This is a genomic window from Mycolicibacterium chlorophenolicum (assembly GCF_001044235.1).
Taxonomy (GTDB): domain Bacteria; phylum Actinomycetota; class Actinomycetes; order Mycobacteriales; family Mycobacteriaceae; genus Mycobacterium; species Mycobacterium chlorophenolicum.
The window spans coordinates 61,857-86,899 of the sequence record NZ_JYNL01000051.1; the positions used below are offsets into that span (position 1 = coordinate 61,857).

Consider the following 25,043-nt stretch of genomic DNA (forward strand, 5'->3'; position numbering starts at 1 on the left):
GTTACGTCGTCGCCGCCGCACTTGCCCCGTGGCGCCCCGCGCCGCCGGCGAAACGTGCTGCGCCCTCCAGTGATTCGGCGGCGACGCGCGACATGCTGCCGAACTCGACGTCCATCGCGTCGGCCTCCGACATCCCCCACTGGGTGAGCGCCGACATCCGGTCGTTGCGCAGACACAGCTGAGGGAGCCGCGCGAGCTCCGCAGCGTGTTCCTCGGCCCGCGCGCGGGCCTCCCCCGTCGGGACGACCCGGTTGGCGAGCCCGATGGCCAGCGCCTCGTCGGCGGCGACGGCGCGTCCGGTCAGGATCAGGTCCATCGCACGGCTGTGTCCGATCAGCCGCGGCAGCCGCACGGTGCCGCCGTCGATGAGCGGCACCCCCCACCGCCGGCAGAAGACCCCCATGACGGCGTCCTCCTCGACCACCCGCAGATCGCACCACAGCGCCAGCTCCAGGCCGCCGGCCACCGCGTAGCCACTCACCGCGGCGATGACGGGTTTGGAGAGCACCATCCTGCTCGGCCCCATCGGACCCGGACCGCTGCGATGCACGGCATTCGACTCCGGGGTGCCGAAGGCCTTGAGATCCGCTCCGGCGCAGAAGGTTCCATTGTCGCCCCACAACACGGCCACCGACGCAGAGTCGTCTTTGTCGAACGCGTCGAACGCCGCGTAAAGCTCGGCGGCGGCCGGTCCGTTGACCGCGTTGCGGGCCTGTGGGCGATCCATGATCACCGTGGTGACCGGACCGTTCTTCTCCACCCGCACGCCACCTGGACCTGTCATCGCGCCTCCATCATCTCGTCGTCGCGCCGCGCAGCCAGTTCCGCGGCGAAGTCGTGATACGCCGCGCGCAGCGCGGCGCCCGGCCACCCCGCGGGCAGCAGTTCCTCGGGCAGCACGGGGTCGGTTCGCAGGTGGCGCACGATGCCCGCGGCGGCGGTGAACCGGCCGGGCACATCAGCGGCAGTGGTGATCTCGGCGAGCAGATTTTCGCCGGCGACGATCCAGCCCGGCAGATCCCACAGCGCCGCCGCCAACCCCGCGGGATCATCGTCGTGCGCGCGCATGGTCCGAGTGTGCCCGGCCACCTCGCCGGGAAGCTCGACGTCGAGATTGGCCGGACGCAGCCACACTCCTTCGCGGAGCTCACCGAACCTGTTGTCCTGCAGTACACTTCGGATCGAAGCCCGAGTGCGCGCGTCGTTGCCGACACTGGTGACGACCACCGCGGTCCACGACCCGTCCCAGCGCCGGGTGCGCGGGTCGAGCGCGACGTCCTGCCTGCGCTGCCGCGCCAGGAGCCGGTCGGAGAGTCGGTAGCCGTCATCGGAGCGGACGAGGTCGCCGGCGCTGACCATCCGGGTCAGCGCCACCCGCACCGTCGGCTCCTTGAGGTCGAAATCCGCGGTGAGCCTGAGCAACTCCGCCGCGGTGGCCCAGGCCGGATGGGCGCCGAGCAGCACGCTGAGCACCACCGAGCGTGCCGTCATCCGCCTCACCGGCTCGGGCACCTAGACCCCCGAGGTGGCGCGGCCGTGGTCGCCGAACGGTTCGTCGCGGCGACGCACCGCCTCACGGAAGCCGTGTTCGCGCGCCTCGGCGACGAAGGCGTGCCCCTCGGGCGTGTGCCGTGCCACGCCGTCGAACACCGTGGAGATCATCGCGCTGTTGGCCACGCCCTGGTTGTAGAGCGCGCTGTTCAGGGCGAGCTTGACCATCATCAGCTGGTTCACCGGCATGGCCGCGATGCGCTCCACGAGGCGCTCGGTACGCTCGTCGAGGTCGTCGGGCGCCGGCGCCTCGACTGCCAGCCCCCACTCGGCGGCCTGCGCTCCGGTGATGCAATCACCGGTGAGCAGAAGGCGTTTCGCCCGCTGATCCCCGAGCCGGTGCGCCCACAGACCGGCGGCCGGCACCCCCCACACCCGGGTGGGCGGGTATCCGATCTTCGCATCCGCGGCGGCGATCACCTGGTCGGCGTGCAGCGCGATGTCGGTGCCCCCGGCCACGCAGTATCCGTGGATCTTGACCACGGTCGGCTTGTCGGCGCGCATCAGGCTCGAGAACCCGCGGACGAACCGGCTCATCATCTGGTAGTCGATCATCGGGTCCCACGGCTGACCGGGAAGGTGGTTGATCGCCTGCGTCTTCCCCGACAGCACGGTGTCGCGGTAGGGGCTTCCGCCGCCCGCCGATGACGAGCCCTCGGCGTAGGCCGACAGGTCGAAACCCGCGCAGAACCCGGCGCCGCGGCCCGACACGAGGATCACGTGCACGTCGGGGTCAAGATCGGCGCGCTCGACGAGGGCCGACAACTCCAGCGGGGTGTCGGCGACGATCGCATTGCCCTTCTCGGGGCGGTTGAAGGTGATCCGGGCGACCCGGTCGGTGACCTCGTAGGTCATCGTCTTCAGATTGTCGAAGTCGACGGGTCTGATCGCGTGAGTCATGCCTTGACCATCGCGCGCTCGAGGATCGGCGCGAGATCCAGCCCGGTGGGCAGCATGCCGAACGCGCCGCCCCACTGGCCGCCCATCCGGGTGGCCAGGAACGCCTCGGCGACCGCGGGATGGCCGTGCCGTACGAGCAACGAGCCCTGCAGCGCCAGCGCGATGGCCTCGGCCACCTGCCGGGCGCGGTACTGGATCGTCTCGAGATCGCCGAGCTGCGGCCGCAGCGCGCCCACGTGCGCATCGAGGCGCGGATCGTGGCCGGCGGTGGTGGTGAGCTCGTCGAACAGAACGTCGATGCACTCGGGCCGAGTCATCATGGCGCGCAACGTATCCAGCGCGCTGACGTTGCCGGAGCCCTCCCAGATGCCCATCAGCGGCGCCTCCCGGTACAGCCGCGGCATGCCGGAGTCCTCCACGTACCCGTTGCCGCCGAGACACTCCATCGCCTCGGCGGCGTGCGGCGTCGCACGCTTGCACACCCAGTACTTGGCAGCGGCCAACCCGATTCTGCGGAGCAGTGTTTCGCGCTCGTCGCCGCGCACGGCCTGATCGGTGGCGCCGGCCATCCGCATCGCCAGCATCGTGGCCGCCTCCGCCTCGACGGCGAGGTCGGCCAGCACGTTGCGCATCAGCGGCTGATCGATCAGGTAGGCGCCGAACGCCTTTCGGTGCTGGGCGTGGTGGATGGCACGCATCAGTCCGTTGCGCATGCTGGTCGCACTGCCCAGCGTGCAGTCCAGCCTGGTCAGGTTGACCATCTCGATGATGGTCGGCACGCCGCGGCCTTCCTCGCCCACCAGCCACGCCGTGGCGCCGTCGTACTCCACCTCGCTCGAGGCGTTGGCGTGATTGCCCAGCTTGTCCTTGAGCCGTTGCAGGAACATCCGGTTGCGGCTGCCGTCGGGCAGGATGCGCGGCAGCAGGAAGCAGCTCAGGCCGCCGGGCGCCTGTGCGAGCACCAGGAAGATGTCGCACATCGGCGCCGAGGTGAACCACTTGTGCCCGCGCAGCGAGTAGGTGCCGTCGCCGTTCGGGGTGGCCTCGGTGGTGCCGGCGCGGACGTCGGACCCGCCCTGCTTCTCGGTCATCGACATGCCCGCGGTGATACCGGCTTTGGTGGTGGGCACCTTCAACTCGGGGTCGTAGCTGCGGCTGGTCAACAACGGCTCGTAGACCGCGGCCAGTTCGGGGTTGTGCCGCAGGGCCGGGACGACGGCGTAAGTCATCGAGATCGGGCAGACGTGGCCGGGCTCCGGCGTCCACACGGAGGTCTTCGCGGCGCGCACGACGTGCGCACCGGGGCGGTCGTCCGCCCAGGGTGCGGCGTGCAGGCCGTGGCCGACGGCGACGGTCATCAGCTCGTGGTAGGCGGGGTCGAACTCGATCTCGTCGATCCGGTGCCCATACCGGTCGTGGGTGTGCAGCACCGGCCGGTTCCGGTCGGCGAGCTCGCCCCAGTGCTGGGCCCGGGTCGAGCCGCCGAGAGCCCCCAGCTCGTGGACCTCGTCGGCGCCCCACTGGCCACCCTCGCGGATCAGCGCCTCGGCCAGCACGGGCGAGGCCGCCGGGTTGAAGTTCTCCAGCGGAGGGACCTGATTGGTGACGACATGGGTGTCCATGTCGACCACTGTTACATTAGCGCGACGGTCACACAAGATCTGTAACAGAGTTGATCACTTTGGCGTGCGCCGGCGGCGTGCCTCGAACCGACTCAGGGCGAGGATCACCACCGCGGCCAGCGCCCAGCCCAACAGAAGATCGACCACGTAGTGCTCGGCGCTGTAGACCAGGGTGAAGGCCATCGCCACCGGATAGGCGACCAGCAACGGGCGCCACCAGCGCGGCACACGGGTCCACAGGAACGCCGCCAGCGCCGCGGACATCCCCGCGTGCAGCGACGGGATGGCCGCCACCAGGTTCACGCTGGCCTGCCCCTGGTCGAGCAGGGCGGTCGCCGAGTGCAGGTTCAACTTGCCCCATCCGCGCCCGACGATGCGCTCCACCCAGTCGTGCGCGCCGTCCTGGGTGACCTGCATGGAGCCGAGCAATCCACCGTCGGGCACGCCCCGCGCGGACCTGAACATGCAGCCCGGGCCCGACGGTCCGCCGGCGACGTCACCGGCCGTGCACCGGGCGGCGGCCCACGGCGGAGCCGCGGGGAACAGCGCGTAGATCAGCAGCGCTGTGATGTTCAGCCCGACGAACAGCCGGACGAAAGCCTTCCACTCCTCCCGGTCGCGCAGCCACAGCACCCCGGCGATCACGTACGGCAGGATGAAGAACGACATGTAGACACTGCTGATCACCACCTCCCACCAGGGCGGCGACGGCAGCTTCAGCCGTTCCTGCAACCAGACGGTCGGCATCGCGCCGAAGAACATCGCGCGGTCGGCATCGGCCTGCCAGTGCCACAGCGTGGGTCGCCCGATCAGCGTGGCCGCTCCCCTGCTCAGGTCATAGGCGATCAGCACGAGCGCGAACGGCAGCCAGTCGCGGACCACCTGGAACACGCGGCGACCCTGCCCGATGCTCGCGGCGATCAGCCCGGTGCAGATGTAGACGAGCAGCAATTCACGGTTGAACGCGAACCCGTCGGTGACCGTGCGCCACACCACCACCGTCGCCCAGACCGCGACGGCGACCCAGCGGGCTATGCGCAACCGGCGCACCCGCCTCGAGGGCGACGCGAGGTCGGGATCGTGCGTCAGCGCAATCGACGACTGGTCAATTGCGGACACATAAGCCTCTCGACGCCGGAAAAGGGGAGGATTCCCGGCGTAAGCCTAATTAACCGCTCAGCCACCCGCCGTTCAACATCGGTTCGGCTACGAAAGTGTGACCGTCTGCAGGCTGCGTCGTCAGCGCAGATGCTCCCGCAGGAACGCGATGTCGTCCTTGCGCCCCTCGTCGGCCGTCTCGCAGATCACCGGCGCGTCGGCCGCCGAGACCACAGCCACCAGCAGCTGCGGATCGATCTGGCCGGTGCCGAAGTTGGCATGCCGGTCGGCGCCGGACCCGGCCGCGTCCCGGGAGTCGTTGCAGTGCACCAGGTCGATGCGCCCGGTGATCGCCTTGATCCGCTCGACCGCGTCGATCAGCGCCTCGCCCGCCGCCCACGCATGGCAGGTGTCCAGGCAGAATCCGATGCCCTTGTCACCGATGTGGTCCCACAGCCGCGCGATCGTGTCGAAGTGCCGCGCCATCGCGTGGTCACCGCCCGCGGTGTTCTCCAGGTAGACCGGCACGTCGGTCTCGAGGTAGTCCAGCGCCTTGGCCCACCGCTCGAAACCGGCCTGCATGTCGTTGTCGTCGGCGTGGCCGCCGTGCACGATCACCGCGGTGGCGCCGACCTCGGCTGCCGCGTCGCAGGTGTCCTGCAGGATCTTGCGCGACGGAATGCGCACCCGGTTGTTGGCCGAGGCCACGTTGATCAGGTACGGCGCGTGCACGTAGATGGGGGTCGACGACGCCTTCAGCACGTCGGCGTCCTCCCGCGGCTTCGGCTTCTTCCAACTCTGTGGGTTGCCCAGGAAGAACTGCACGACGTCGGCGCCGTCGGCCTGCGCCGCGGCCAGAGGGTCATCACCGTGGACATGCGATCCGATCAGCACGCCGCCAGTTTAGGCGCGGCGTCGGACATCACGAGTGGCGCGGGGTCACTCGCGCAGCCGCGCGGTGACGGCGGCGAGCACCGATCGCGCGGAGGCGAGGAACACCCCGAAGTGCGTCTGGCCGGCGATCACGTCGAGCGTCGTCCCGTGGGTGCTCAGCGCGGCGACGTCAGCGCGAACGTGCGGCAGGATCCACTCGAGGGAGCCGACGTAGTAGGTGGCGGGGCACGCGATGGACGCCGGGTCGACGTATCTGGTCGGGCACATCGACCCGGTGACCGCCGCCGCCACCGCGCGCGGATCGTTGCCTTCTTCGAGCATCGCTCTCACCGCGGTGTCGGTGATACCGAACGCTCCCCAGACCGCGGCCCAGTCGCCGTCGCGCAGCATCTCGGCGAACGGGACCAGGATGCGATCCACCTCCTCCTCGTGCGCGTGCATCGCGTAGGCGCCGACCACGAGACGTTCGACCCGCTGCGGATACCGGCCGGCCAGATTGACGGCCAGCCAGCCGCCCCGGGAGTAGCCCCACACGGTGGCCCGAGGTACGCCCTCGGCGTCGAGCACGGCGACCAGGTCCGCCGTGACGTCCGCGGGACGGTAGGCGTCCGACTCGTGGGGTCGGTCGCTGCCACCGTGTCCGAGCGGGTCGATGGCGATCACCCGCCAGTCGCGGGCCAGGGCGTCGGCGTATCCGAAGTCCGTCCAATGCCGGGCCGCCAGCAGCGTCCCGGGGACGAGGACGAGCGGCGGGCCGTCGCCGTCGACGGTGTAGTGGATGCCGAAGCCCCGCGACGTTGCCCGCACCTCACCGAGTGTGGGGTGCGGCGGCCCGAAAGGGGTAAGGAACAGTCATGGCGTCGCAGACGGAGTACGACCTGGTGGTCATCGGCTCGGGACCGGGCGGGCAGAAGGCGGCCGTGGCCGCGTCCAAGCTCGGCAAGTCGGTCGCCGTCATCGAACGGGGCTGGATGCTGGGCGGCGTCTGCGTCAACACCGGCACGATCCCGTCGAAGACGCTGCGCGAGGCGGTGATCTACCTGACCGGGATGAACCAGCGCGAGCTGTACGGCACGAGTTACCGGGTCAAGGACAACATCACCACCGAGGATCTGCACATGCGCACCTCCCACGTCATCACGCGCGAGATCGACGTGGTCCGCTCACAGTTGATCCGCAACAAGATCGACCTGTTCACCGGTCACGGCCGCTTCGTCGACCCGCACACCGTGGTCGTCGAGAACGAGAACGACAGTGAGCACACCACCGTCAGCGGCGAGCACATCGTGATCGCCACCGGCACGAAGCCCGCCCGGCCGGACGGCATCGAGTTCGACGACGAGCACGTGCTCGACTCCGACGGGATCCTCGGGTTGAAGAAGGTGCCGACGTCGATGGTCGTCGTCGGAGCGGGCGTGGTCGGCATCGAATACGCGTCGATCTTCGCCGCGCTCGGCACGAAGGTCACCGTCGTCGAGAAGCGGCCCTCCATGCTCGACTTCGTCGACTCGGAGATCGTCGAAGCCCTGACCTTCCACCTGCGTGATCTGGCGGTGACGTTCCGGTTCGGCGAGGAGGTGACGGGCGTGGAGATCGGCGACGAGACGACGTTGACGACGCTGGCCTCCGGGAAACGGATCGCCGCCGACACCGTGATGTACTCGGCCGGCCGCCAGGGCCTCACCGACACGCTGGATCTGAAGGCGGCAGGGCTGGAAGCCGACAAGCGGGGACGACTGGACGTCGGTGACGATTTCCGCACCAGCGTCGACCACATCTTCGCCGTCGGCGACGTCATCGGATTCCCCGCGCTGGCCGCCACCTCGATGGATCAGGGCCGGCTCGCCGCCTACCACGCGTTCGACGAACCGGCGAACGACATGACCGCCCTGCAACCGATCGGGATCTACACCATCCCCGAGGTCTCCTACGTCGGCGCCACCGAAGCCGAACTGACCGACCAGTCGGTGCCCTACGAGTTCGGGGTGGCCCGCTACCGCGAACTGGCCCGCGGCCAGATCGCCGGCGACTCCCACGGCATGCTCAAGCTGCTGGTGTCCACCGAGGACCGCACGCTGCTCGGGGTGCACATCTTCGGCACCAACGCCACCGAGCTCATCCACATCGGGCAGGCGGTGATGGGCTGCGGCGGCACCGTCGACTACCTCGTCGACGCCGTGCTCAACTACCCGACGTTCTCCGAGGCCTACAAGGTCGCCGCACTCGACGTCACCAACAAACTGCGCGCGGTCGACGAGTTCCGGAGATAGAAAGAACCCCCACTCCCGAAAACGGGAGCGGGGGTTCTTCCGTACGAACTAGCGGTAGTCCGAGTAGCCGTAATCGTCCAGCGGCACCGCAGCGCCGGTGGCCTGGCCGAAGTCCGGGCTGTAGTACTGATCCTCGTAGGACGGGATCGTGTACGCCGCAGCGCGGGCTTCCTCGGTCGGCTGAACCTGGATGTTGCGGTACCGGTTGATGCCGGTTCCGGCCGGGATCAGCTTGCCGATGATCACGTTCTCCTTCAGACCCTGCAGCTTGTCGCTGCGGCAGTTGATCGCCGCATCGGTCAGCACGCGGGTGGTCTCCTGGAACGACGCCGCCGACAGCCACGAATCGGTGGCCAGCGACGCCTTGGTGATACCCATCAGCACCGGACGTCCCGCCGCGGGCTCGTTGCCCTCGGCGACCACGCGACGGTTCTCCGTCTCGAACTCGCCGCGCTCGGTCAGCGAGCCGGGCAGGAACTCCGTCGCACCCGAATCGATGATCGTGACGCGACGCAGCATCTGCCGGACGATGACCTCGATGTGCTTGTCGTGGATCGACACACCCTGGGCGCGGTACACCTCCTGGACCTCCTTGACGAGGTGGATCTGCACCTCGCGGGGACCCTGGACGCGCAGCACCTCGTGCGGGTCGGCCGAGCCTTCCATCAGCTGCTGGCCCACCTCGACGTGGTCGCCGTCGGTCAGCAGTCGCTCGGAGCCGTCCTCGTGCTTGAACACCTTCAGGCGCTGACGACGGGAGAGCTTGTCGTACACGACCTCCTCGCCCCCGTCGTCGGGAACGATGGTGATCTTGTAGAACTTGTCGCTCTCCTCCAGGCGGATCCGCCCGGTGACGTCGGCGATCGGGGCGCGGTTGCGGGGCACGCGGGCCTCGAACAGCTCCTGCACGCGGGGCAGACCACCGACGATGTCCTGACCACCGGTGACACCACCCTGGTGGAAGGTACGCATCGTCAGCTGCGTGCCGGGCTCACCGATCGACTGCGCGGCCACGATGCCGACGGCCTCGCCGATGTCGACCAGCTTGCCGGTCGCCATCGAACGGCCGTAGCACATCGCGCACACACCGGTGCCCGTCGTGCAGGTCAGCACCGAACGGACCTTGACCTCGGTGATCCCCGCGGCCAACAGTGCATCGATGGCCGGGTCACCCAGGTCGTGACCACGCTCGACGACGACGTTGCCGTCGGCGTCGACCGCGTCGGTCGCCAGGGTGCGGGCGTAGGCCGAGGTCTCGATGTGCTGATCGCGCACCAAGGTGCCGTCGTCCTGCTTCTCGGCCAGCGTGACGTTGATGCCGCGCTCGGTCTCGCAGTCGTTCTCGCGGACGATGACGTCCTGCGACACGTCCACCAGGCGGCGGGTCAGGTAACCCGAGTCGGCGGTACGCAGCGCGGTGTCGGCCAGACCCTTACGGGCACCGTGGGTGTTGATGAAGTACTCCAGCACCGTCAGGCCTTCGCGGAACGAGGACTTGATCGGACGCGGGATGAACTCACCCTTCGGGTTCGTCACCAGGCCCTTCATGCCGGCCAGGGTGCGGGTCTGGGTGAGGTTGCCCGTCGCGCCGGACTTCACGATCGTGATGATCGGGTTGTCCTCGGGGTAGTACTCCTCCAGCGCCTTACCGACCTCTTCGGTCGCGTCCTGCCAGATCTTGACCAGGGCCTCGTTGCGCTCGTCGTGGTTGAGCGCGCCGCGCTGGTACTTCTTCTCGATCCCGTCGGCTTCCTTCTCGTACCGGTCGAGGATCTCCTGCTTCTGCGGCGGCACCAGCACGTCGGCCATCGAGACCGTCACCCCGGAACGCGTGGCCCAGTGGAAACCGGCGTCCTTGAGCTTGTCGACGGTCTGCGCGACGACGATCATCGGGTAGCGCTCGGCCAGATCGTTGATGATCCGGGCCTGCACCTTCTTGTGCATCTGCTCGTTGACGAACGGGTAGCCCTTCGGCAGCAGCTCGTTGAACAGCACACGGCCCAGCGTGGTGTCGGCGATCCAGGCGTCGCCCGGGGTCCAGCCGTTCTCGAACAGCTGTGCCTCGAGGTCGGCCGGCGGACGCTGCTGCGTCAACCGGACCCGGATCTTCGCCCGCACCGACAGCGCGCCGCGGTCCAGCGCCATGATGGCCTCGGCCGGCGAGCTGTACACCCCGGACTCCGGCTGATCCTTGGCGGCCGGCGTGTACTGGCCCAGGTCGCCCTCGATCTCGGTGGTCAGGAAGTACAGACCGGTCACCATGTCCAGACGCGGCATGGCCAGCGGGCGGCCCGACGCGGGAGACAGGATGTTGTTCGACGACAGCATCAGGATGCGGGCCTCGGCCTGCGCCTCCGCGCTCAGCGGAAGGTGCACGGCCATCTGGTCACCGTCGAAGTCGGCGTTGAACGCCTCACAGACCAGCGGGTGCAGCTGGATGGCCTTGCCCTCCACCAGCTGCGGCTCGAAGGCCTGGATACCGAGGCGGTGCAGCGTGGGCGCGCGGTTGAGCAGCACGGGGTGCTCGCCGATGACCTCTTCGAGGACGTCCCACACCTGCGGACGCTGACGCTCGACCATCCGCTTGGCGCTCTTGATGTTCTGCGCGTGGTTCAGGTCGACCAGACGCTTCATCACGAACGGCTTGAACAGCTCGAGGGCCATCAGCTTCGGCAGACCGCACTGGTGCAGCTTGAGCTGCGGGCCGACCACGATGACCGAACGGCCCGAGTAGTCGACACGCTTGCCGAGCAGGTTCTGGCGGAAGCGGCCCTGCTTGCCCTTGAGCAGATCGGACAGCGACTTCAGCGGACGGTTGCCCGGTCCGGTGACCGGACGCCCGCGGCGACCGTTGTCGAACAGGGCGTCGACCGACTCCTGCAGCATCCGCTTCTCGTTGTTGACGATGATCTCGGGCGCGCCGAGGTCGATCAGCCTCTTGAGGCGGTTGTTGCGGTTGATGACGCGGCGGTACAGGTCGTTGAGGTCCGACGTGGCGAACCGGCCACCGTCGAGCTGCACCATCGGCCGCAGCTCCGGCGGGATCACCGGAACCGCGTCGAGCACCATGCCCATCGGCGAGTTGGCGTTCGTCTGGAACGCCGCGACGACCTTCAGTCGCTTCAGCGCGCGCAGCTTCTTCTGCCCCTTGCCGTTCTTGATGGTGTCGCGCAGCGACTCCGCCTCGGCGTCGATGTCGAAGGTCTCGATGAGCTTCTTGATCGACTCCGCGCCCATGGCACCGGTGAAGTACTCGCCGTAGCGGTCCTGCAGCTCGCGGTAGAGCAGCTCGTCGACGATCAGCTGCTTGGGAGCCAGCTTGGTGAACGTCGTCCAGATCTCGTCGAGCCGGTCGAGCTCGCGCTGGGCGCGGTCGCGCAGCTGACGCATCTCGCGCTCGCCGCCGTCGCGGACCTTGCGCTTGACGTCGGACTTGGCGCCCTCGTCCTCGAGCTCCTTCATGTCGGTTTCGAGCTTCTGCGCCCGCGCCTCGAGATCGGCGTCGCGCTGGTCCTCGATCGCCTTGCGCTCGACGGCCATCTCCGCCTCGAGGGTGGAGAGCTCGTTGTGCCGCATCTCGTCGTCGACCGCCGTGATGACGTAGGCCGCGAAGTAGATGATCTTCTCGAGATCCTTCGGCGCCAGGTCGAGCAGGTAGCCCAACCGCGACGGCACGCCCTTGAAGTACCAGATGTGCGTGACGGGTGCGGCCAGCTCGATGTGGCCCATCCGCTCACGACGCACCTTGGCGCGGGTCACCTCGACGCCGCAGCGCTCGCAGATGATGCCCTTGAAGCGGACGCGCTTGTACTTACCGCAGTAGCACTCCCAGTCGCGAGTCGGTCCGAAGATCTTCTCGCAGAACAGGCCGTCCTTCTCGGGCTTGAGCGTGCGGTAGTTGATGGTCTCCGGCTTCTTGACCTCGCCGTAGGACCAGTTGCGGATGTCGTCCGCGGTGGCAAGACCGATGCGGAGTTCATCGAAGAAGTTGACGTCTAACACGTAACTCCCTTTCCCCTTTCGGGACTAGAAATACTGATTAGGCCAGATCCTCAACGGACGCAGATTCGTTGCGCGACAAGTTGATTCCCAGGTTCGCAGCAGCGCGCTCCAGGTCCTCGTCGTCGCCGTCACGCATCTCGATCGCCGCGCCGTCCGACGACAGCACCTCCACGTTCAAGCACAGCGACTGCAGCTCCTTGAGGAGCACCTTGAACGACTCGGGGATGCCCGGCTCGGGGATGTTCTCGCCCTTGACGATCGCCTCGTAGACCTTGACTCGACCGACGGTGTCGTCGGACTTGATCGTCAAGAGCTCCTGCAGCGTGTACGCCGCGCCGTAGGCCTGCATGGCCCAGCACTCCATCTCACCGAAACGCTGACCACCGAACTGCGCCTTACCGCCCAGCGGCTGCTGGGTGATCATCGAGTACGGACCGGTCGAACGGGCGTGGATCTTGTCGTCGACCAGGTGGTGCAGCTTCAGGATGTACATGTAGCCCACCGTCACCGGGTACGGGAACGGTTCGCCGCTGCGGCCGTCGAACAACTGGGACTTGCCCTCCGCGTTCACCATGACGTCACCGTCGCGGTTCGGCAGCGTCGAGCCCAGCAGACCCTCCAGCTCGCCCTCCCGGGCACCGTCGAACACCGGGGTGGCGACGATGCTGTCTGCGGGTGCGGACTTCAGGTCCTCCGGCAGGTTGGCCGCCCACTCCGGGCTGCCCTCGATGTTCCAGCCGGCCTTGGCGACCCACCCGAGGTGGGTTTCCAGGATCTGGCCGATGTTCATACGACGGGGCACACCGTGGGTGTTCAGGATGATGTCCACCGGGGTGCCGTCCGGCATGAACGGCATGTCCTCGACGGGCAGGATCTTGCCGATGACGCCCTTGTTGCCGTGGCGTCCGGCGAGCTTGTCACCGTCGGAGATCTTGCGCTTCTGGGCCACGTAGACGCGGACCAGCTCGTTGACGCCGGCGGGCAGCTCGTCATCGTCCTCGCGGGAGAACACCCGGATGCCGATGACCTTGCCGGACTCACCGTGCGGCACCTTGAGCGACGTGTCGCGGACCTCGCGGGCCTTCTCGCCGAAGATCGCGCGGAGCAGCCGCTCCTCCGGGGTCAGCTCGGTCTCACCCTTCGGGGTGACCTTGCCGACCAGGATGTCGCCGTCGCGAACCTCGGCGCCGATGCGGATGATGCCGCGCTCGTCGAGATCGGCGAGCACCTCATCGGAGACGTTCGGGATGTCCCGGGTGATCTCCTCGGCGCCCAGCTTGGTGTCGCGGGCATCGATCTCGTGCTCCTCGATGTGGATCGAGGTCAGCACGTCCTCTTCGACCAGACGGTTGGAGAGGATGATCGCGTCCTCGTAGTTGTGCCCCTCCCACGGCATGACCGCGACGAGCAGGTTCTTGCCCAGCGCCATCTCGCCGTTCTCGGTGCACGGACCATCAGCGAGGACCTGGCCCGACTCGACGCGCTGCCCGGCGTCCACGATCGGACGCTGGTTGGCGCACGTGCCGTGGTTTGACCGGGCGAACTTGCGCATCCGGTAGGTGTGCCGGGTGCCGTCGTCGGCCATCACGGTGATGTAGTCGGCGGAGACCTCCTCGATGACGCCCGCCTTCTCGGCGACGACGACGTCGCCGGCGTCGATCGCGGCGCGCAGCTCCATCCCGGTACCGACCAGCGGGGCCTCGCTGCGCACCAGCGGAACCGCCTGGCGCTGCATGTTGGCACCCATCAGGGCACGGTTGGCGTCGTCGTGCTCGAGGAACGGGATCATCGCCGTCGCGACCGACACCATCTGGCGCGGGGAGACGTCCATGTAGTCGACCTCGGAGGCCGAGACGAACTCGACCTCGCCGCCCTTGCGTCGGACCAGGATGCGGTCCTCCTCGAAGCGGCCGTCACCGTCGAGCGGCGAGTTGGCCTGCGCCACGACGTGGCGGTCCTCCTCGTCGGCGGTCAGGTAGTCGATCTGGTCGGTGACCTTGCCGTCGATGACCTTGCGGTACGGCGTCTCGATGAAGCCGAACGGGTTCACCCGCGCGTACACCGACAGGGAGCCGATCAGACCGATGTTCGGGCCTTCCGGCGTCTCGATCGGGCACATGCGGCCGTAGTGGCTGGAGTGCACGTCGCGGACCTCGAGGCCGGCGCGCTCACGGGACAGACCACCGGGGCCCAGCGCCGACAGGCGGCGCTTGTGGGTCAGACCCGACAGCGGGTTGTTCTGGTCCATGAACTGCGACAGCTGGCTGGTGCCGAAGAACTCCTTGATCGCCGCCACGACGGGACGGATGTTGATCAGGGTCTGCGGCGTGATCGCCTCGACGTCCTGGGTCGTCATGCGCTCACGCACGACGCGCTCCATCCGCGACAGGCCGACCCGGATCTGGTTCTGGATCAGCTCGCCGACGGTGCGCAGGCGACGGTTGCCGAAGTGGTCGATGTCGTCCACCTCGACCGGCACCTCGACACCGCCGGGCACCGTCATCGAGGTCTGGCCGTCGTGCAGACGCACCAGGTACTCGATGGTCGCGACGACGTCCTCTTCGGTCAGCGTCGAGCTCGTGATCGGCTGACCGACGTTGAGCCCGAGCTTCTTGTTGACCTTGTAGCGGCCCACACGGGCCAGGTCGTAGCGCTTCTCCTTGAAGAACAGGTTCTCCAGCAGGGTCTGCGCCGACTCCTTGGTCGGCGGCTCGCCCGGGCGCAGCTTCCGGTAGATGTCCAGCAGCGCCTCGTCGGTGCCCGCGGTGTTGTCCTTCTCCAGCGTGCCCATCATGATCTCGGAGAAGCCGAAGCGCTCCACGATCTGCTCGTTGGTCCAGCCGAGCGCCTTGAGCAGCACGGTGACGGGCTGACGGCGCTTGCGGTCGATGCGCACACCGACGGTGTCGCGCTTGTCGACGTCGAACTCCAGCCACGCACCGCGACCGGGGATCACCTTGACGCTGTGCAGCGTCTTCTCGGTGGACTTGTCGATGGTCTCGTCGAAGTACACACCGGGCGAGCGGACCAGCTGGCTCACCACGACACGCTCGGTGCCGTTGATGATGAAGGTGCCCTTCTCGGTCATCATCGGGAAGTCACCCATGAAGACCGTCTGGCTCTTGATCTCACCGGTGTTGTTGTTGATGAACTCGGCCGTGACGAACAGCGGTGCCGCGTACGTCATGTCCTTGTCCTTGCACTCGTCGACGGGTGCCTTGACCTCGTCGAAGCGCGGATCGGAGAAGGACAGCGACATCGAGCCCGAGAAGTCCTCGATCGGCGAGAGCTCTTCGAGCACTTCCTGCAGACCACCCTTGGGGTCCACATCGCCGCGGTCGACGGCGCGCTGGAACCAGCTCTCCGCGCCGATCAGCCACTCGAACGATTCGGTTTGGACGTCGAGAAGCCCGGGAACCTCGAGGGGCTCACGGAGTTTTGCGAAAGAAATCCTGTTTGGTGCTCCGGGAACGGAGTTGTTGGTAGCTACTGACTCGATCTGGCGGGACCCTGCCAAGATGCATCCTTCCAGCACCTCATGCGACCGTGGTTGCCGGTGGACACCGGACCGTCGTGCCGCGATTCTGCGTCGGTTCGGCTGGCTTCACGAGCCTCCCGGACGGACGCACGGCACGCGTCTAGATCTCTGAGCAGGGCTCAGGCTAGAACCACGTGGTGGGTGCGGCGTGGAAACCGAGATGGGCAGGATGCAGCCAGCGCAACGTCCAACAATAGCGCAGGACGGCGAATTCCTCAACACCCAGCGACAGACCACATGCGACGAAGGCGGGGTCGCTGGCTGGCGTCCTCATCCCGTGCAAACATGCTGGCCAATAGATTGGCCCGCTTTCGTCCGTCCGTCAAGAGATAACGCGGTGTTTGGTGGCAGAGATCTGCGGAGATTTCACGAGAGCGGCGATCAGACGGCGAGCGCGTGCGGGCGCCGGGTCGACGCCTTGGTCATCTGCCCCCACCACCAGCCGGTGACGATGTCCCACGTCGAGGCGTTGTCGTTGTACAGCCCGGCGGTGCGGGTGCCCTCGAGCATGTCGTTGATCCAGCCCGCGGCCAGAACCTTGTTCGCCATGACGTCCACCGGCGACGAGTGGCCCATCGCGAGGTAGGCGAAGTACTGCACGATCGGGGCGGTGGTCTGCATGCCGTCGGCGTGGTGGCCGCCCTTGATCGTCACCCCGGTGAACATGCCGGGCCGGACGAGGTCGAGCTTGCGGTTGGTGTCGCCGTACCAGTTCCAGCGGCTCGGGTCGGCCGCGATGTTGTAGACCGGCACCGACAGCGGGATCTTGGCCAGGTCCTGGGACAGGAAGCTCAGCGTGCCGACGCCGTCGAACATCACCAGCCCGGCCAGGTCGTCGATGTTGCCCGCCTCGGCCATGTAGCGCCCGACCATCGCGATCAGTCCGCCGCCGGCCGAGTGCCCGGCGAGCACGAGCTTGGTCGGCAGCTCACCGTCGTAGCCGGCGGCCCGGGCACTGGCGGTCAGCGCGGCCCGGTCGCCGGTGAACAGGTCGGCGATCGCGCGGCCGGTGGTCGGCCATTCCAGCGGGTAGTTGTCGACGTCGAAGAAGTTCCACGTGAGCGTCGGCACGACGACGACGCTGCTGGTCTTCTCCGCGAGGTACGCCGCGGTGGCGCTGTAGAACGACGCGTTGGCCAGGAAGCCGTGCTGAAGGTAGATCAGGCCGGCCGGGGTGTCGGTGTCGGGGAAGTACCAATCGGCGGGGACGTCCTTGTGGCCGCCGATGGTCAGCGTCGAGGACTCCACCCGGACCGTGCTGCCGAACGGGGCCCGGACCGGACCGGCGAAGAACTGCATGGCGTCGGTGTAGAAGTCGTAGAACTTCGTGCTGATGTTGTTGAGCACCTCGAGCAGCGTCGGCTTGGGCGTCACCGGCGGGGCCTGCGCCGCGGCGAGGCGCATGACCGCCGCGCCGTCCGATGACCCGAGATCGGTGTCGACACTGAGCGCGTAGGTGCTCGGCTGGGCGGGCCGAACGGCGTGGCGTCCGGACGGCTGGGCCGCGGGCTGCGGGGCTTCCTCGTCGGTTGCCTGCTGCTCGGTCGAGGGCGCTTCGGACTCCGTCTCGGTGTCTGCGGCTTCGCTCTCCGGCGCCTCGCCCTCGGGGGCGCGATGCTTGCCTCCGCTCGACGGTGTCTTCGTCGGCGGCGTCTCGGACCCCTTCTCGGGCGCCTCCTCGGCCTCTTGCTCGGCGGCCTCCGATGCCGCCGATTCGGCGTCCTCGCCCTTCGGGTCGGCCTTCGGGTCGGACGTCGGATCGTCCTTGCCGCCGGAGGTCGTATCAGTCTTCGTCTCGGAAGAGGCGTCCGATTTCGTGTCCGATGCGGTCGTGCCCGCGTCGTCGGTCCGGCCTGCATTCGATGACGCCCGGGATTGCCCGCCGGACGATGTTCCGTCGTCGGCCGCGGCGACTCCCGCACCTGCCAGCATTGCTGCCGACACTCCCCCCGCCAGTACGCCTGCCCCCAACCAGACCCGATAGCGGTCGACCATTGCTCTCCTGTTGTCAGAAATCGCGCAGCAACGACGCTTCCGCGCCGCACGTGCACTTTCGTGCACGAACATGCGATTCTGGCAAACTGTATAGGCCAGCAGAACAGGTTCGCAAGAGTCGGCCAGCGAAATTTGACGCGCTGTTCAGTAGGCGCCAATTCGTGCGCTCTACCGGGCTTTGCCGCCGATGATCAAGATCGTGGTCAGGGCCGGTTTCGGGCTGTGCGCCGCCAGGCGGTCCCCGTCGTACTGATTCAGCAACGGCGGACCGCCATCACGTCACAGACGCGGCCGGCGCACGTCAAACTCGGCGTTGATTGCTGGAATCGGCGCGCGGCGACACGCCACGGCACCATGCAGGGATCGTGAGAGCCCGGTCGCCCGGGCGGAGGTCAGCGGTCGCCGGCGACCGGGATGCGCCCGGTGGGCGCGTCGTCCTCGGTCCGCTCGCTGTCGTAGTCACGAGCGGAGTGCTGGTTCGAGCCGTCGAGGTCGGCGCGGATGGCTTCCTGGGCGGCCGGCGGCAGGGTGTGCATGATCTCGCGCACGCGGGCCTGGCGGCGGGCGACGGCCTTGCGTTCGGGCATGCCCGGGGTGGCCATCACCTGCGGCGGCACGCCTTCGATCTCCTCGGTGCCACCGTCGTGGTGACCGGCGTCGACCATGGCCTGCTCCTCGGCCATCGTCGACTCGTCCTTCTCCTCGGACATGCCGATGGGCCCGATGCGGCGACCGTTGAGGAACTGCTTGACCACCGGCTCGTCGCTGGTCAACAGCACCTCGCGCGGACCGAACATCACCAGGTGCTTGCGGAACAGCATGCCCATGTTGTCGGGCACCGTGCGGGCGATGTTGATGTTGTGCGTGACGATCAGGATCGTGCAGTCGATCTGGGCGTTGATGTCGATCAGCAGCTGCGACAGATACGCGGTACGGACCGGGTCCAGACCCGAGTCGGGCTCGTCGCAGAGGATGATCTGCGGGTCCAGCACCAGCGACCGCGCCAGCCCGGCGCGCTTGCGCATACCGCCGGAGATCTCCCCGGGGAACTTGTCCTCGTCCCCGCCCAGGCCGACCAGGTCCAGCTTCTCCATCACGATCTGACGGATCTCGGATTCCTTCTTCTTCGTGTGCTCACGAAGCGGGAACGCGGTGTTGTCGTACAGGCTCATCGAACCGAACAGCGCACCGTCCTGGAACATGACACCGAACAGCGTGCGGATCTCGTAGAGCTCCTTGGCCGAGCACTCGATGATGTTGGTGCCGTCGACGATGATCTTGCCGCGCTCGGGACGAAGCAGTCCGATCAGCGACTTCAGGAACACAGACTTACCTGTACCCGACGGGCCGAGCAGCACGCTCACCTCACCGGCGGGCAGGTCGAACGTGACGTCTTCCCAGATTCGCTGTGAGCCGAAGGACTTGGTCAATCCCTCAACCTGAATGCCAATGCCCACGCGAATTCCTCTCGCCAGTCTCAGACATGCTCGTCACAGGCTCCCCGCCTGTGGCTTGAGTCACTGTAACCTACCCGGTCACGGCGTAGCACAGGGTCGGTCAAGCTGCCGGGACCGCTCCGCAGCCACCGAGCCCACAACGTAGCGTGGGGCTGGTCTGTTTGCCAGACCAGCCCCACGGCTGACGTTGTCGTCAACGCGTCCCCGTGTCGGGAACGGCGACGGGAACTACTTGACGGTGACCGACGCGCCGGCAGCCTCGAGCTTGGCCTTGGCGTCCTCGGCGGCCTCCTTGGTGACCTTCTCGAGCAGCGGCTTGGGCGCGCTGTCGACCAGATCCTTGGCCTCCTTGAGGCCCAGGCCGGACACGATCTCGCGGACGACCTTGATGACGCCGATCTTCTTCTCGCCGGCACCGTCGAGGATGACGTCGAACTCCGACTGCTCCTCGGCGGCCTCGGCGGGGGCACCGGCGGCGGGGCCGGCAGCGGCCACGGCGACCGGCGCCGCGGCGGTGACCTCGAAGGTCTCCTCGAACTTCTTGACGAACTCCGACAGCTCGAGCAGCGTGAGCTCCTTGAATGCCTCGAGCAGGTCGTCGGTGGACAGCTTGGCCATGATGGTCCTTCCTTGGTTACTTCTGAGCTAGTGGGTGGTGAACTACGTGCGGAAGCCGCTACTCGGCTTCCTCAGCGGCCTTCTTCTCTTGCAGCGCGGCGGCCAGACGTGCGACCTGCGACGCCGGAGCGTTGAACAGACCGGCGGCCTTGGCCAGATTCGCCTTCATCGCGCCGGCCATCTTGGCCAGCAGCACCTCGCGCGACTCGAGGTCCGCGATGCGGTTGACCTCGTCGACGGACAGCGCGCGGCCGTCCATGTAGCCGCCCTTGATGACCAGCGCCTTGTTGTCCTTGGCGAAGGTCTTGATCGCCTTGGCGGCGTCGACGGCCTCGCCCTTGACGAACGCGATCGCGGTGGGCCCGACGAACAGCTCGTCGAGGCCCTCGATGCCCGCCTCCGCCGCGGCACGCTTGACCAGCGTGTTCTTGGCGACGGAATAGGTGGCGGAATCACCGAGCGAACGGCGCAGGTCCTTGAGGTTGGCGACGGTCAGTCCGCGGTACTCGGTGACGAGCGTCGCCGAAGCCTCCTTGAACTGCTCGGCGATGTCGGCAACCGCGGTGGCCTTGTCAGCCTTGGCCATGCATGCCTCCTCGTGGTTGATTTCGGTTGTTCCACCTCGACCGACCCGGGAAAGCACAACGCCCCGACGCAGACAGGTCGGGGCGCACACGTAGACGTACTAGCCTCGTCCTCCTGCGTGGGCCGCCGGGTCTCTGATGAGCCGCTTGCGCGACGAACAACAGATGTACCCGGACCTTCGACCAATTGCTTGGCGACCGACGGTCTTCGGTGGAACCGTGCCAGGATAGCCTGCCCCCGCCCGATCAGCCAAAACGGCCGAGGGCGGCGGCACCGACCAGCCCCGCGTCGCCGCCGAGACGGGCCGGCACGACGGTGAGGCCGGCGAGGAAGTCGAGGCCGGCGTAGGTCGTCAGCGCCGCGCGCAGCGGGTCGAAGAGCAAAGCGCCGGATTTCGCGACGCCGCCGCCGATGACGACCAGGTCCAGGTCGCAGACCGCGGCCACCGAGGCGATCATCCGGGCGAGCGCGTCGGCGCCGCGCGCAAAGGCCTGCAACGCCACCGGGTGGCCGCGCAGCGCGTCGTCGGCGAGTTCCTTCGCACCGGCTTCCGGCGGCGCCTGCCATCCGTGGTCGCGGGCCCAGCGGGCCAGGTGCGGGCCGGAGGCGACGGTCTCGGCGCAGCCGCGGCCTCCGCAGGTGCACGGGTCGCCGCCGGGTTCGACGACGGCGTGCCCGACGTGACCCGCGTTGCCGGAGCGGCCGTGGTACGGCGTGCCGTCGAGCACCAGGCCGCCGCCGATGCCGGTGGACACCACCATGCCGAGCAGGAAGCGGGCGTCGCGGCCGGCGCCGCGCCACCACTCCCCCATCGCCATGCACAGGCCGTCACCGCCGAGGCGCACCGGCAGCCCGGTCGCCTCGGCCACCCGCGCGACGAGGGGGAAGCCCCGCCACTGCGGGATGTTGATCGGGCTGACGGTGCCGGCGGGCACGTCGATGGGGCCCGCCGATCCGACGCCGACGGCGGTCACGTCGGTACCGGAGGCGGCGCGGACGTCGGCGAGCAGCGCGGCGACGGCCGCCCACACGCTCTCCGCGTCACCGTGCGGGGTGGGGCGCTGTTCGTGGTGGGTGAGGGTGCCGTCGGTATCGACCAGGCCGGCGGCGATCTTCGTTCCGCCGATGTCGAGGGCCAGGATCGGTGCGGTCATCAGTGGCTGTGGGTGTGGTCGGGCTGGCGCGGATCACCGGGATGCTCGTAGCCGGGCGCGAGCTGCACCAGTTCGGCGCAGCGGGCGTCCAGCCAGCGACGGTAGGCCCGTCGCCGCGCCGATGCGCAGAGATGTTCGGCGACAGCGCTTTCCGGCATGCGGCCGGGGTTGCGGGCGTGGTAGTCGGCCACCGCGTCGGCGTCCACGACCACCCCGGCCGTGACGTCGGCGAACACCGCGCGCCCGACCGGGTCGGCGAGCGTGGCCGCGGCGACGCTGCCCATCTCCATGTGAGCCAGGGTGTCGGGCAGCAGGTCGGCGTGCGGCGGCGCGTCGGCGCCGCGCAGTGTCCCGGCCTCGCGGGCGACCACCCGCTCGGCCACCAGCACCTGGGTGAGCCAGCGCCGCAGCTGCCGTGCCTCACGGGTGCCCGGCCGGGGCAGTGCGTGTTCGGGGACGCGGGCGCGCACCGCGCGTTCGCGGGCGTCCACCTCGGCGACCGTCACCGGTTCGCCGCCGACCGTGGCCGCCACCTCCGCCCTCACCATGTCACCTCGACCGACACCGCGGGGGTGTAGACGATCTCGCCGGCGCAGGCCACGCGGATCAGCGCCCACCAGCGCCCGGGCGGCGCCCACCGCGGCGGCGTGACGTCGAACCGCAGGTCGACCGAGCCCCGAGCCGGAAGGACGTCGCCGATGATGTTGGGCGTCAACCACTCCCAGGTCCCCCACGGCGAGATCAGGTGTGCCTCGACGGCGAGGTCGGTGTGGGCGTCGGTGGCGACGGTCACCCGCAACGGTGCCGTCTGGCCCGGCGCGAGCGTCACGGGAGCGGGCTCTGCCACGATGCGCAGCACCTGATCGTCGTGGCGCCCCAGCGACACCAGACACACGTCCTCGACGGTCTGGTGCCAGGCCGCGGGGATCGCGGCGCCGGTCGCCGCGAGTTCGGCGCGCACGGGGTACCAGCCGGGCGCGGCGGTCGCGGGGACGTCCAGGTCGACGACGGACTCGAGATGTTCACCGGGCGGCAGGACGAAAGGCAGTTCGACGCCGCCGGGGGTCCAGTCCGGCGGTGCGACGATGCGCACCCTGCCGTGCAGCGCGGCATCGGTGGCGTCGCTGGCGACGGTCAGCCGCAGCGACACCGGTGCGGCGTGATCGAGCACGAGTCGGTGGGGATGCAGGTGGGCGACCGCAGGCAGCCCGCCGAGCGGGGCGGGCCCGCGGTTGTGCAGCCAGTAGCGACTGTAGAGCGGCTGTGCCGGTTCGGCATCGGGCCCGAGCGGTTCACCGTCGGCGTCGAGCACCCGGGACAGGTTCAACGGCGTTCGCAGCGTGGCGATCTCGTAGCCGCCCAGCTGCAGCGCATCAGTGGACGCCTCGACGGGTTCTTCCTTCAGATCGAGGCGCTCTGCCCCCGAGACGGTGCGCAGCCCGGTTTGCAGCGTCACCTGCGTGCCGCGGCCCAGCGTCTCGACCAACCGGATCGCGATGTCGTCGGTCGGGCCGACCCGCCGGGCACTCCCCTGCGCGGTGGGGTTACCCACCCTCTTGATCGCACCCACGGCGACGTCGCCGGCGGGGTGCACCTCCAGCAGCGATCCCCACGCGGGCAGACCTCCGCCGCGCGGATCGTGGTGGGCGCGGACGGCGATCAGTTCGTTGTTGAATTCCGCGCTGCGCGCAGGCATTCCGAGGTCGCGCCAGTCACCGGCTCCGGTGACCACGGCGTAGTCGAAGGCGTGCGTCCAGTGCTGCAGCCCGAAGCCGGAGCCGTCGGGGGCGGTGCGGCGCGGCGGGTCGATCCAGGTGCCCGACGGCCAACCCGTGCAGGACCGCATCAGCGACAGGTGCAGTGTGCCGTCGGTGTCGACGGCGAAGCCCGGCAAGCCGCGGTTGACGATGGCGACGGTGTGGGATGCGTACTCCTCCCCTACGTCCTGGTCGACGCCGATCTCGCCATCGGCCAGGTCGGCGGCCAGTGCGGCGACCGCGGCCACGGTGTACCCGTCGGCGCCCACCACGAGGACCGGGAGCACCCGTGGCGCACGCAGGTCAGCGCCGGGCACCCAGACGTCACGCAGCGGTGCCGTCGCGGGCACCCACACCCGGGACGCGGCCGCGGGGGCGTCGAGAACCGTTGCGGTGAAGGCGTTGTCGCCGATGCTGATGCGGATGTCGGGCAGGTTGGAGTCGACCGACAGGTCACCGTAGCGGGGCGCGTCGGCGCTGCTGCAGGTCGCGGTCACGCCGGCGCGGCCGAGCGCGGCCATAAGCTCGCGGACCGCGGCGAGCAACGGCGCGTCGGCGGCGGCCGGGATCACCACCTCGGCGACCGCGATCGCGCGTGCCGCGGTGCCGCGGAACCGGATCCGCGCCGTCGCAGACAGGCCGAACCAGCCGTGGGCCGGGTTGTCGAGCGTGTACGGGTGCACGGCCGTGTCGACCGACTCGGCCGAGCCCGGTTCGTGCAGCAGCGCGAAGCCGCGCCCGATCACGGCGTTGCCCACCTCGCTGACCGGCATGGCGCCCGGCACCGGGCAGGGCCACCGCAGCCGCAGCAGCCGGTCCTCACCGGTGAAGTCGTCGACGGTGGTGCGGCAGTCCAGGCGGTCGACGCCGTGCCACAGCGTCAACGTCTGGGTGTAGCGCAGCACCCCGGGGATCTCCCCGGTGACGACCAGACGCTCGCCGATGTCGCTGCGGTACCGGGTCACCGTCGCCGCCGGCGACTGCGCCGACGTGACGACCGGACCGCGCGGCAGCAGGTGCCACGGCCCCTCCCCGGCGGTCGGGTGCGCGGGATACTCGTCGTAGACGGCGAGTTCGTTGCCGACCCGGCCCGTGGCGAGCAATTCGCGACCGTCCGCCACCAGCGAGCTGACGCCCCCACCACGGGACGCGTCCACCGCGACCGTGATCGTGTCGTTCGCGATGATGTTGCCCGGCAACGCTTTCCAGTCTTCTGCGGCGCCACCCGGCTCCAGCCGGTAGGACCGCCAGCCCAGCGACGGGACGTCGCGGGCCAGCCAGGTCAGCGCACGGCCGTCGTGCTCGGCGACCACGGCGACTGCCGCGCCGTCGGCGTCGACGACACGGCCGTGCCACGGCTCGTCGAGATGCACGGTGACCACATCGGTCCGATTGTGCGCCAACGGGTTCCATACCACCACCGTGGCATCGACGGCGTCGGAGAGCAGTGTCAGCGCACGGTCGGTGATTCCGCGGCCGAGCTGCCACGCGTCCCGCCACCCGGTGAGCAGGTCCAGGTACACCTGGTCGGACTCCGACCCGGTGATCGCGTCGTGGTGGGCGCCGTAGGCAAGTTGCACCCAGGCCTTCGCCAGCGCCGCC

At 68.7% G+C, this 25,043-nt stretch carries 17 protein-coding genes; 1 reads left to right on the forward strand and 16 read right to left on the reverse strand.

All coding sequences use genetic code 11. The annotated features are described in order from the left end of the window. Position 1: 1 nt before the first annotated feature. The 7 genes from MCHLDSM_RS19985 to MCHLDSM_RS35080 all read right to left on the reverse strand — a co-directional run bounded on the left by MCHLDSM_RS19985 (position 2) and on the right by MCHLDSM_RS35080 (position 6,872). Positions 2-784 (reverse strand): crotonase/enoyl-CoA hydratase family protein, encoded by a 783-nt coding sequence (locus MCHLDSM_RS19985; protein ID WP_048471669.1) that lies wholly within the window; start codon positions 782-784, stop codon positions 2-4. Beyond that, on the reverse strand, positions 781-1,491 hold the full coding sequence (locus MCHLDSM_RS19990; RefSeq protein ID WP_048471741.1) for a PaaX family transcriptional regulator C-terminal domain-containing protein: 711 nt from the start codon (positions 1,489-1,491) through the stop codon (positions 781-783). The genes MCHLDSM_RS19985 and MCHLDSM_RS19990 overlap by 4 nt, the downstream gene beginning before the upstream one ends. A 21-nt stretch (positions 1,492-1,512) precedes the next feature. Next, positions 1,513-2,451, reverse strand: coding sequence for a crotonase/enoyl-CoA hydratase family protein (locus MCHLDSM_RS19995; protein ID WP_048471670.1), 939 nt, complete (start codon positions 2,449-2,451; stop codon positions 1,513-1,515). After that, complete coding sequence (locus MCHLDSM_RS20000) at positions 2,448-4,073, reverse strand: acyl-CoA dehydrogenase family protein (RefSeq protein WP_048471671.1); 1,626 nt, start codon at positions 4,071-4,073, stop codon at positions 2,448-2,450. The genes MCHLDSM_RS19995 and MCHLDSM_RS20000 overlap by 4 nt, the downstream gene beginning before the upstream one ends. Before the next feature lie 54 nt (positions 4,074-4,127). Further along, positions 4,128-5,192 (reverse strand): phosphatase PAP2 family protein, encoded by a 1,065-nt coding sequence (locus MCHLDSM_RS20005; protein ID WP_048471672.1) that lies wholly within the window; start codon positions 5,190-5,192, stop codon positions 4,128-4,130. A 120-nt stretch (positions 5,193-5,312) separates the two neighbouring features. After that, a complete protein-coding gene (locus MCHLDSM_RS20010; protein WP_048416972.1) occupies positions 5,313-6,065 on the reverse strand; it encodes a deoxyribonuclease IV in 753 nt (250 codons plus the stop codon). A gap of 45 nt (positions 6,066-6,110) precedes the next feature. Next, positions 6,111-6,872 carry an alpha/beta fold hydrolase gene (locus MCHLDSM_RS35080; RefSeq protein ID WP_053083036.1) on the reverse strand — a complete coding sequence of 254 codons (762 nt, stop codon included), beginning with the start codon at positions 6,870-6,872 and terminating at the stop codon, positions 6,111-6,113. 47 nt (positions 6,873-6,919) lie between these two features. On the opposite strand from MCHLDSM_RS35080, the gene sthA reads away from it, so the two are divergent. After that, the gene (sthA, locus tag MCHLDSM_RS20020; RefSeq protein ID WP_048471673.1) at positions 6,920-8,335 is read left to right on the forward strand and encodes a Si-specific NAD(P)(+) transhydrogenase; all 1,416 of its coding nucleotides are present in this window, start codon (positions 6,920-6,922) and stop codon (positions 8,333-8,335) included. Positions 8,336-8,383: 48 nt separating this feature from the next. On the opposite strand, the gene MCHLDSM_RS20025 is transcribed toward sthA, so the two are convergent. The 9 genes from MCHLDSM_RS20025 to MCHLDSM_RS20065 form a co-directional block, all read right to left on the reverse strand. After that, positions 8,384-12,337 (reverse strand): DNA-directed RNA polymerase subunit beta', encoded by a 3,954-nt coding sequence (locus MCHLDSM_RS20025; RefSeq protein WP_048471674.1) that lies wholly within the window; start codon positions 12,335-12,337, stop codon positions 8,384-8,386. A 37-nt stretch (positions 12,338-12,374) separates the two neighbouring features. Next, a complete protein-coding gene (rpoB, locus tag MCHLDSM_RS20030) occupies positions 12,375-15,872 on the reverse strand; it encodes a DNA-directed RNA polymerase subunit beta (RefSeq protein ID WP_048471675.1) in 3,498 nt (1,165 codons plus the stop codon). Between the two features lie 384 nt (positions 15,873-16,256). After that, positions 16,257-17,870, reverse strand: coding sequence for an alpha/beta hydrolase (locus tag MCHLDSM_RS20035; RefSeq protein WP_131722661.1), 1,614 nt, complete (start codon positions 17,868-17,870; stop codon positions 16,257-16,259). A 392-nt stretch (positions 17,871-18,262) separates the two neighbouring features. Beyond that, positions 18,263-19,327 (reverse strand): ABC transporter ATP-binding protein, encoded by a 1,065-nt coding sequence (locus tag MCHLDSM_RS20040; RefSeq protein ID WP_048471676.1) that lies wholly within the window; start codon positions 19,325-19,327, stop codon positions 18,263-18,265. Positions 19,328-19,555: 228 nt separating this feature from the next. Continuing rightward, the gene (rplL, locus tag MCHLDSM_RS20045; RefSeq protein WP_048471677.1) at positions 19,556-19,945 is read right to left on the reverse strand and encodes a 50S ribosomal protein L7/L12; all 390 of its coding nucleotides are present in this window, start codon (positions 19,943-19,945) and stop codon (positions 19,556-19,558) included. A gap of 58 nt (positions 19,946-20,003) precedes the next feature. After that, positions 20,004-20,531 carry a 50S ribosomal protein L10 gene (gene rplJ, locus MCHLDSM_RS20050; protein ID WP_048416967.1) on the reverse strand — a complete coding sequence of 176 codons (528 nt, stop codon included), beginning with the start codon at positions 20,529-20,531 and terminating at the stop codon, positions 20,004-20,006. A 244-nt stretch (positions 20,532-20,775) separates the two neighbouring features. Beyond that, a complete protein-coding gene (locus MCHLDSM_RS20055) occupies positions 20,776-21,684 on the reverse strand; it encodes an ROK family protein (protein ID WP_048471678.1) in 909 nt (302 codons plus the stop codon). After that, positions 21,684-22,229 carry a DUF7158 domain-containing protein gene (locus MCHLDSM_RS20060; RefSeq protein ID WP_234714125.1) on the reverse strand — a complete coding sequence of 182 codons (546 nt, stop codon included), beginning with the start codon at positions 22,227-22,229 and terminating at the stop codon, positions 21,684-21,686. The genes MCHLDSM_RS20055 and MCHLDSM_RS20060 overlap by 1 nt, the downstream gene beginning before the upstream one ends. After that, positions 22,226-25,043, reverse strand: a 2,818-nt coding sequence (locus MCHLDSM_RS20065) for an NEW3 domain-containing protein (RefSeq protein ID WP_234714126.1), incomplete at its 5' end; no start/stop codon positions are given. The genes MCHLDSM_RS20065 and MCHLDSM_RS20060, both read right to left, overlap by 4 nt.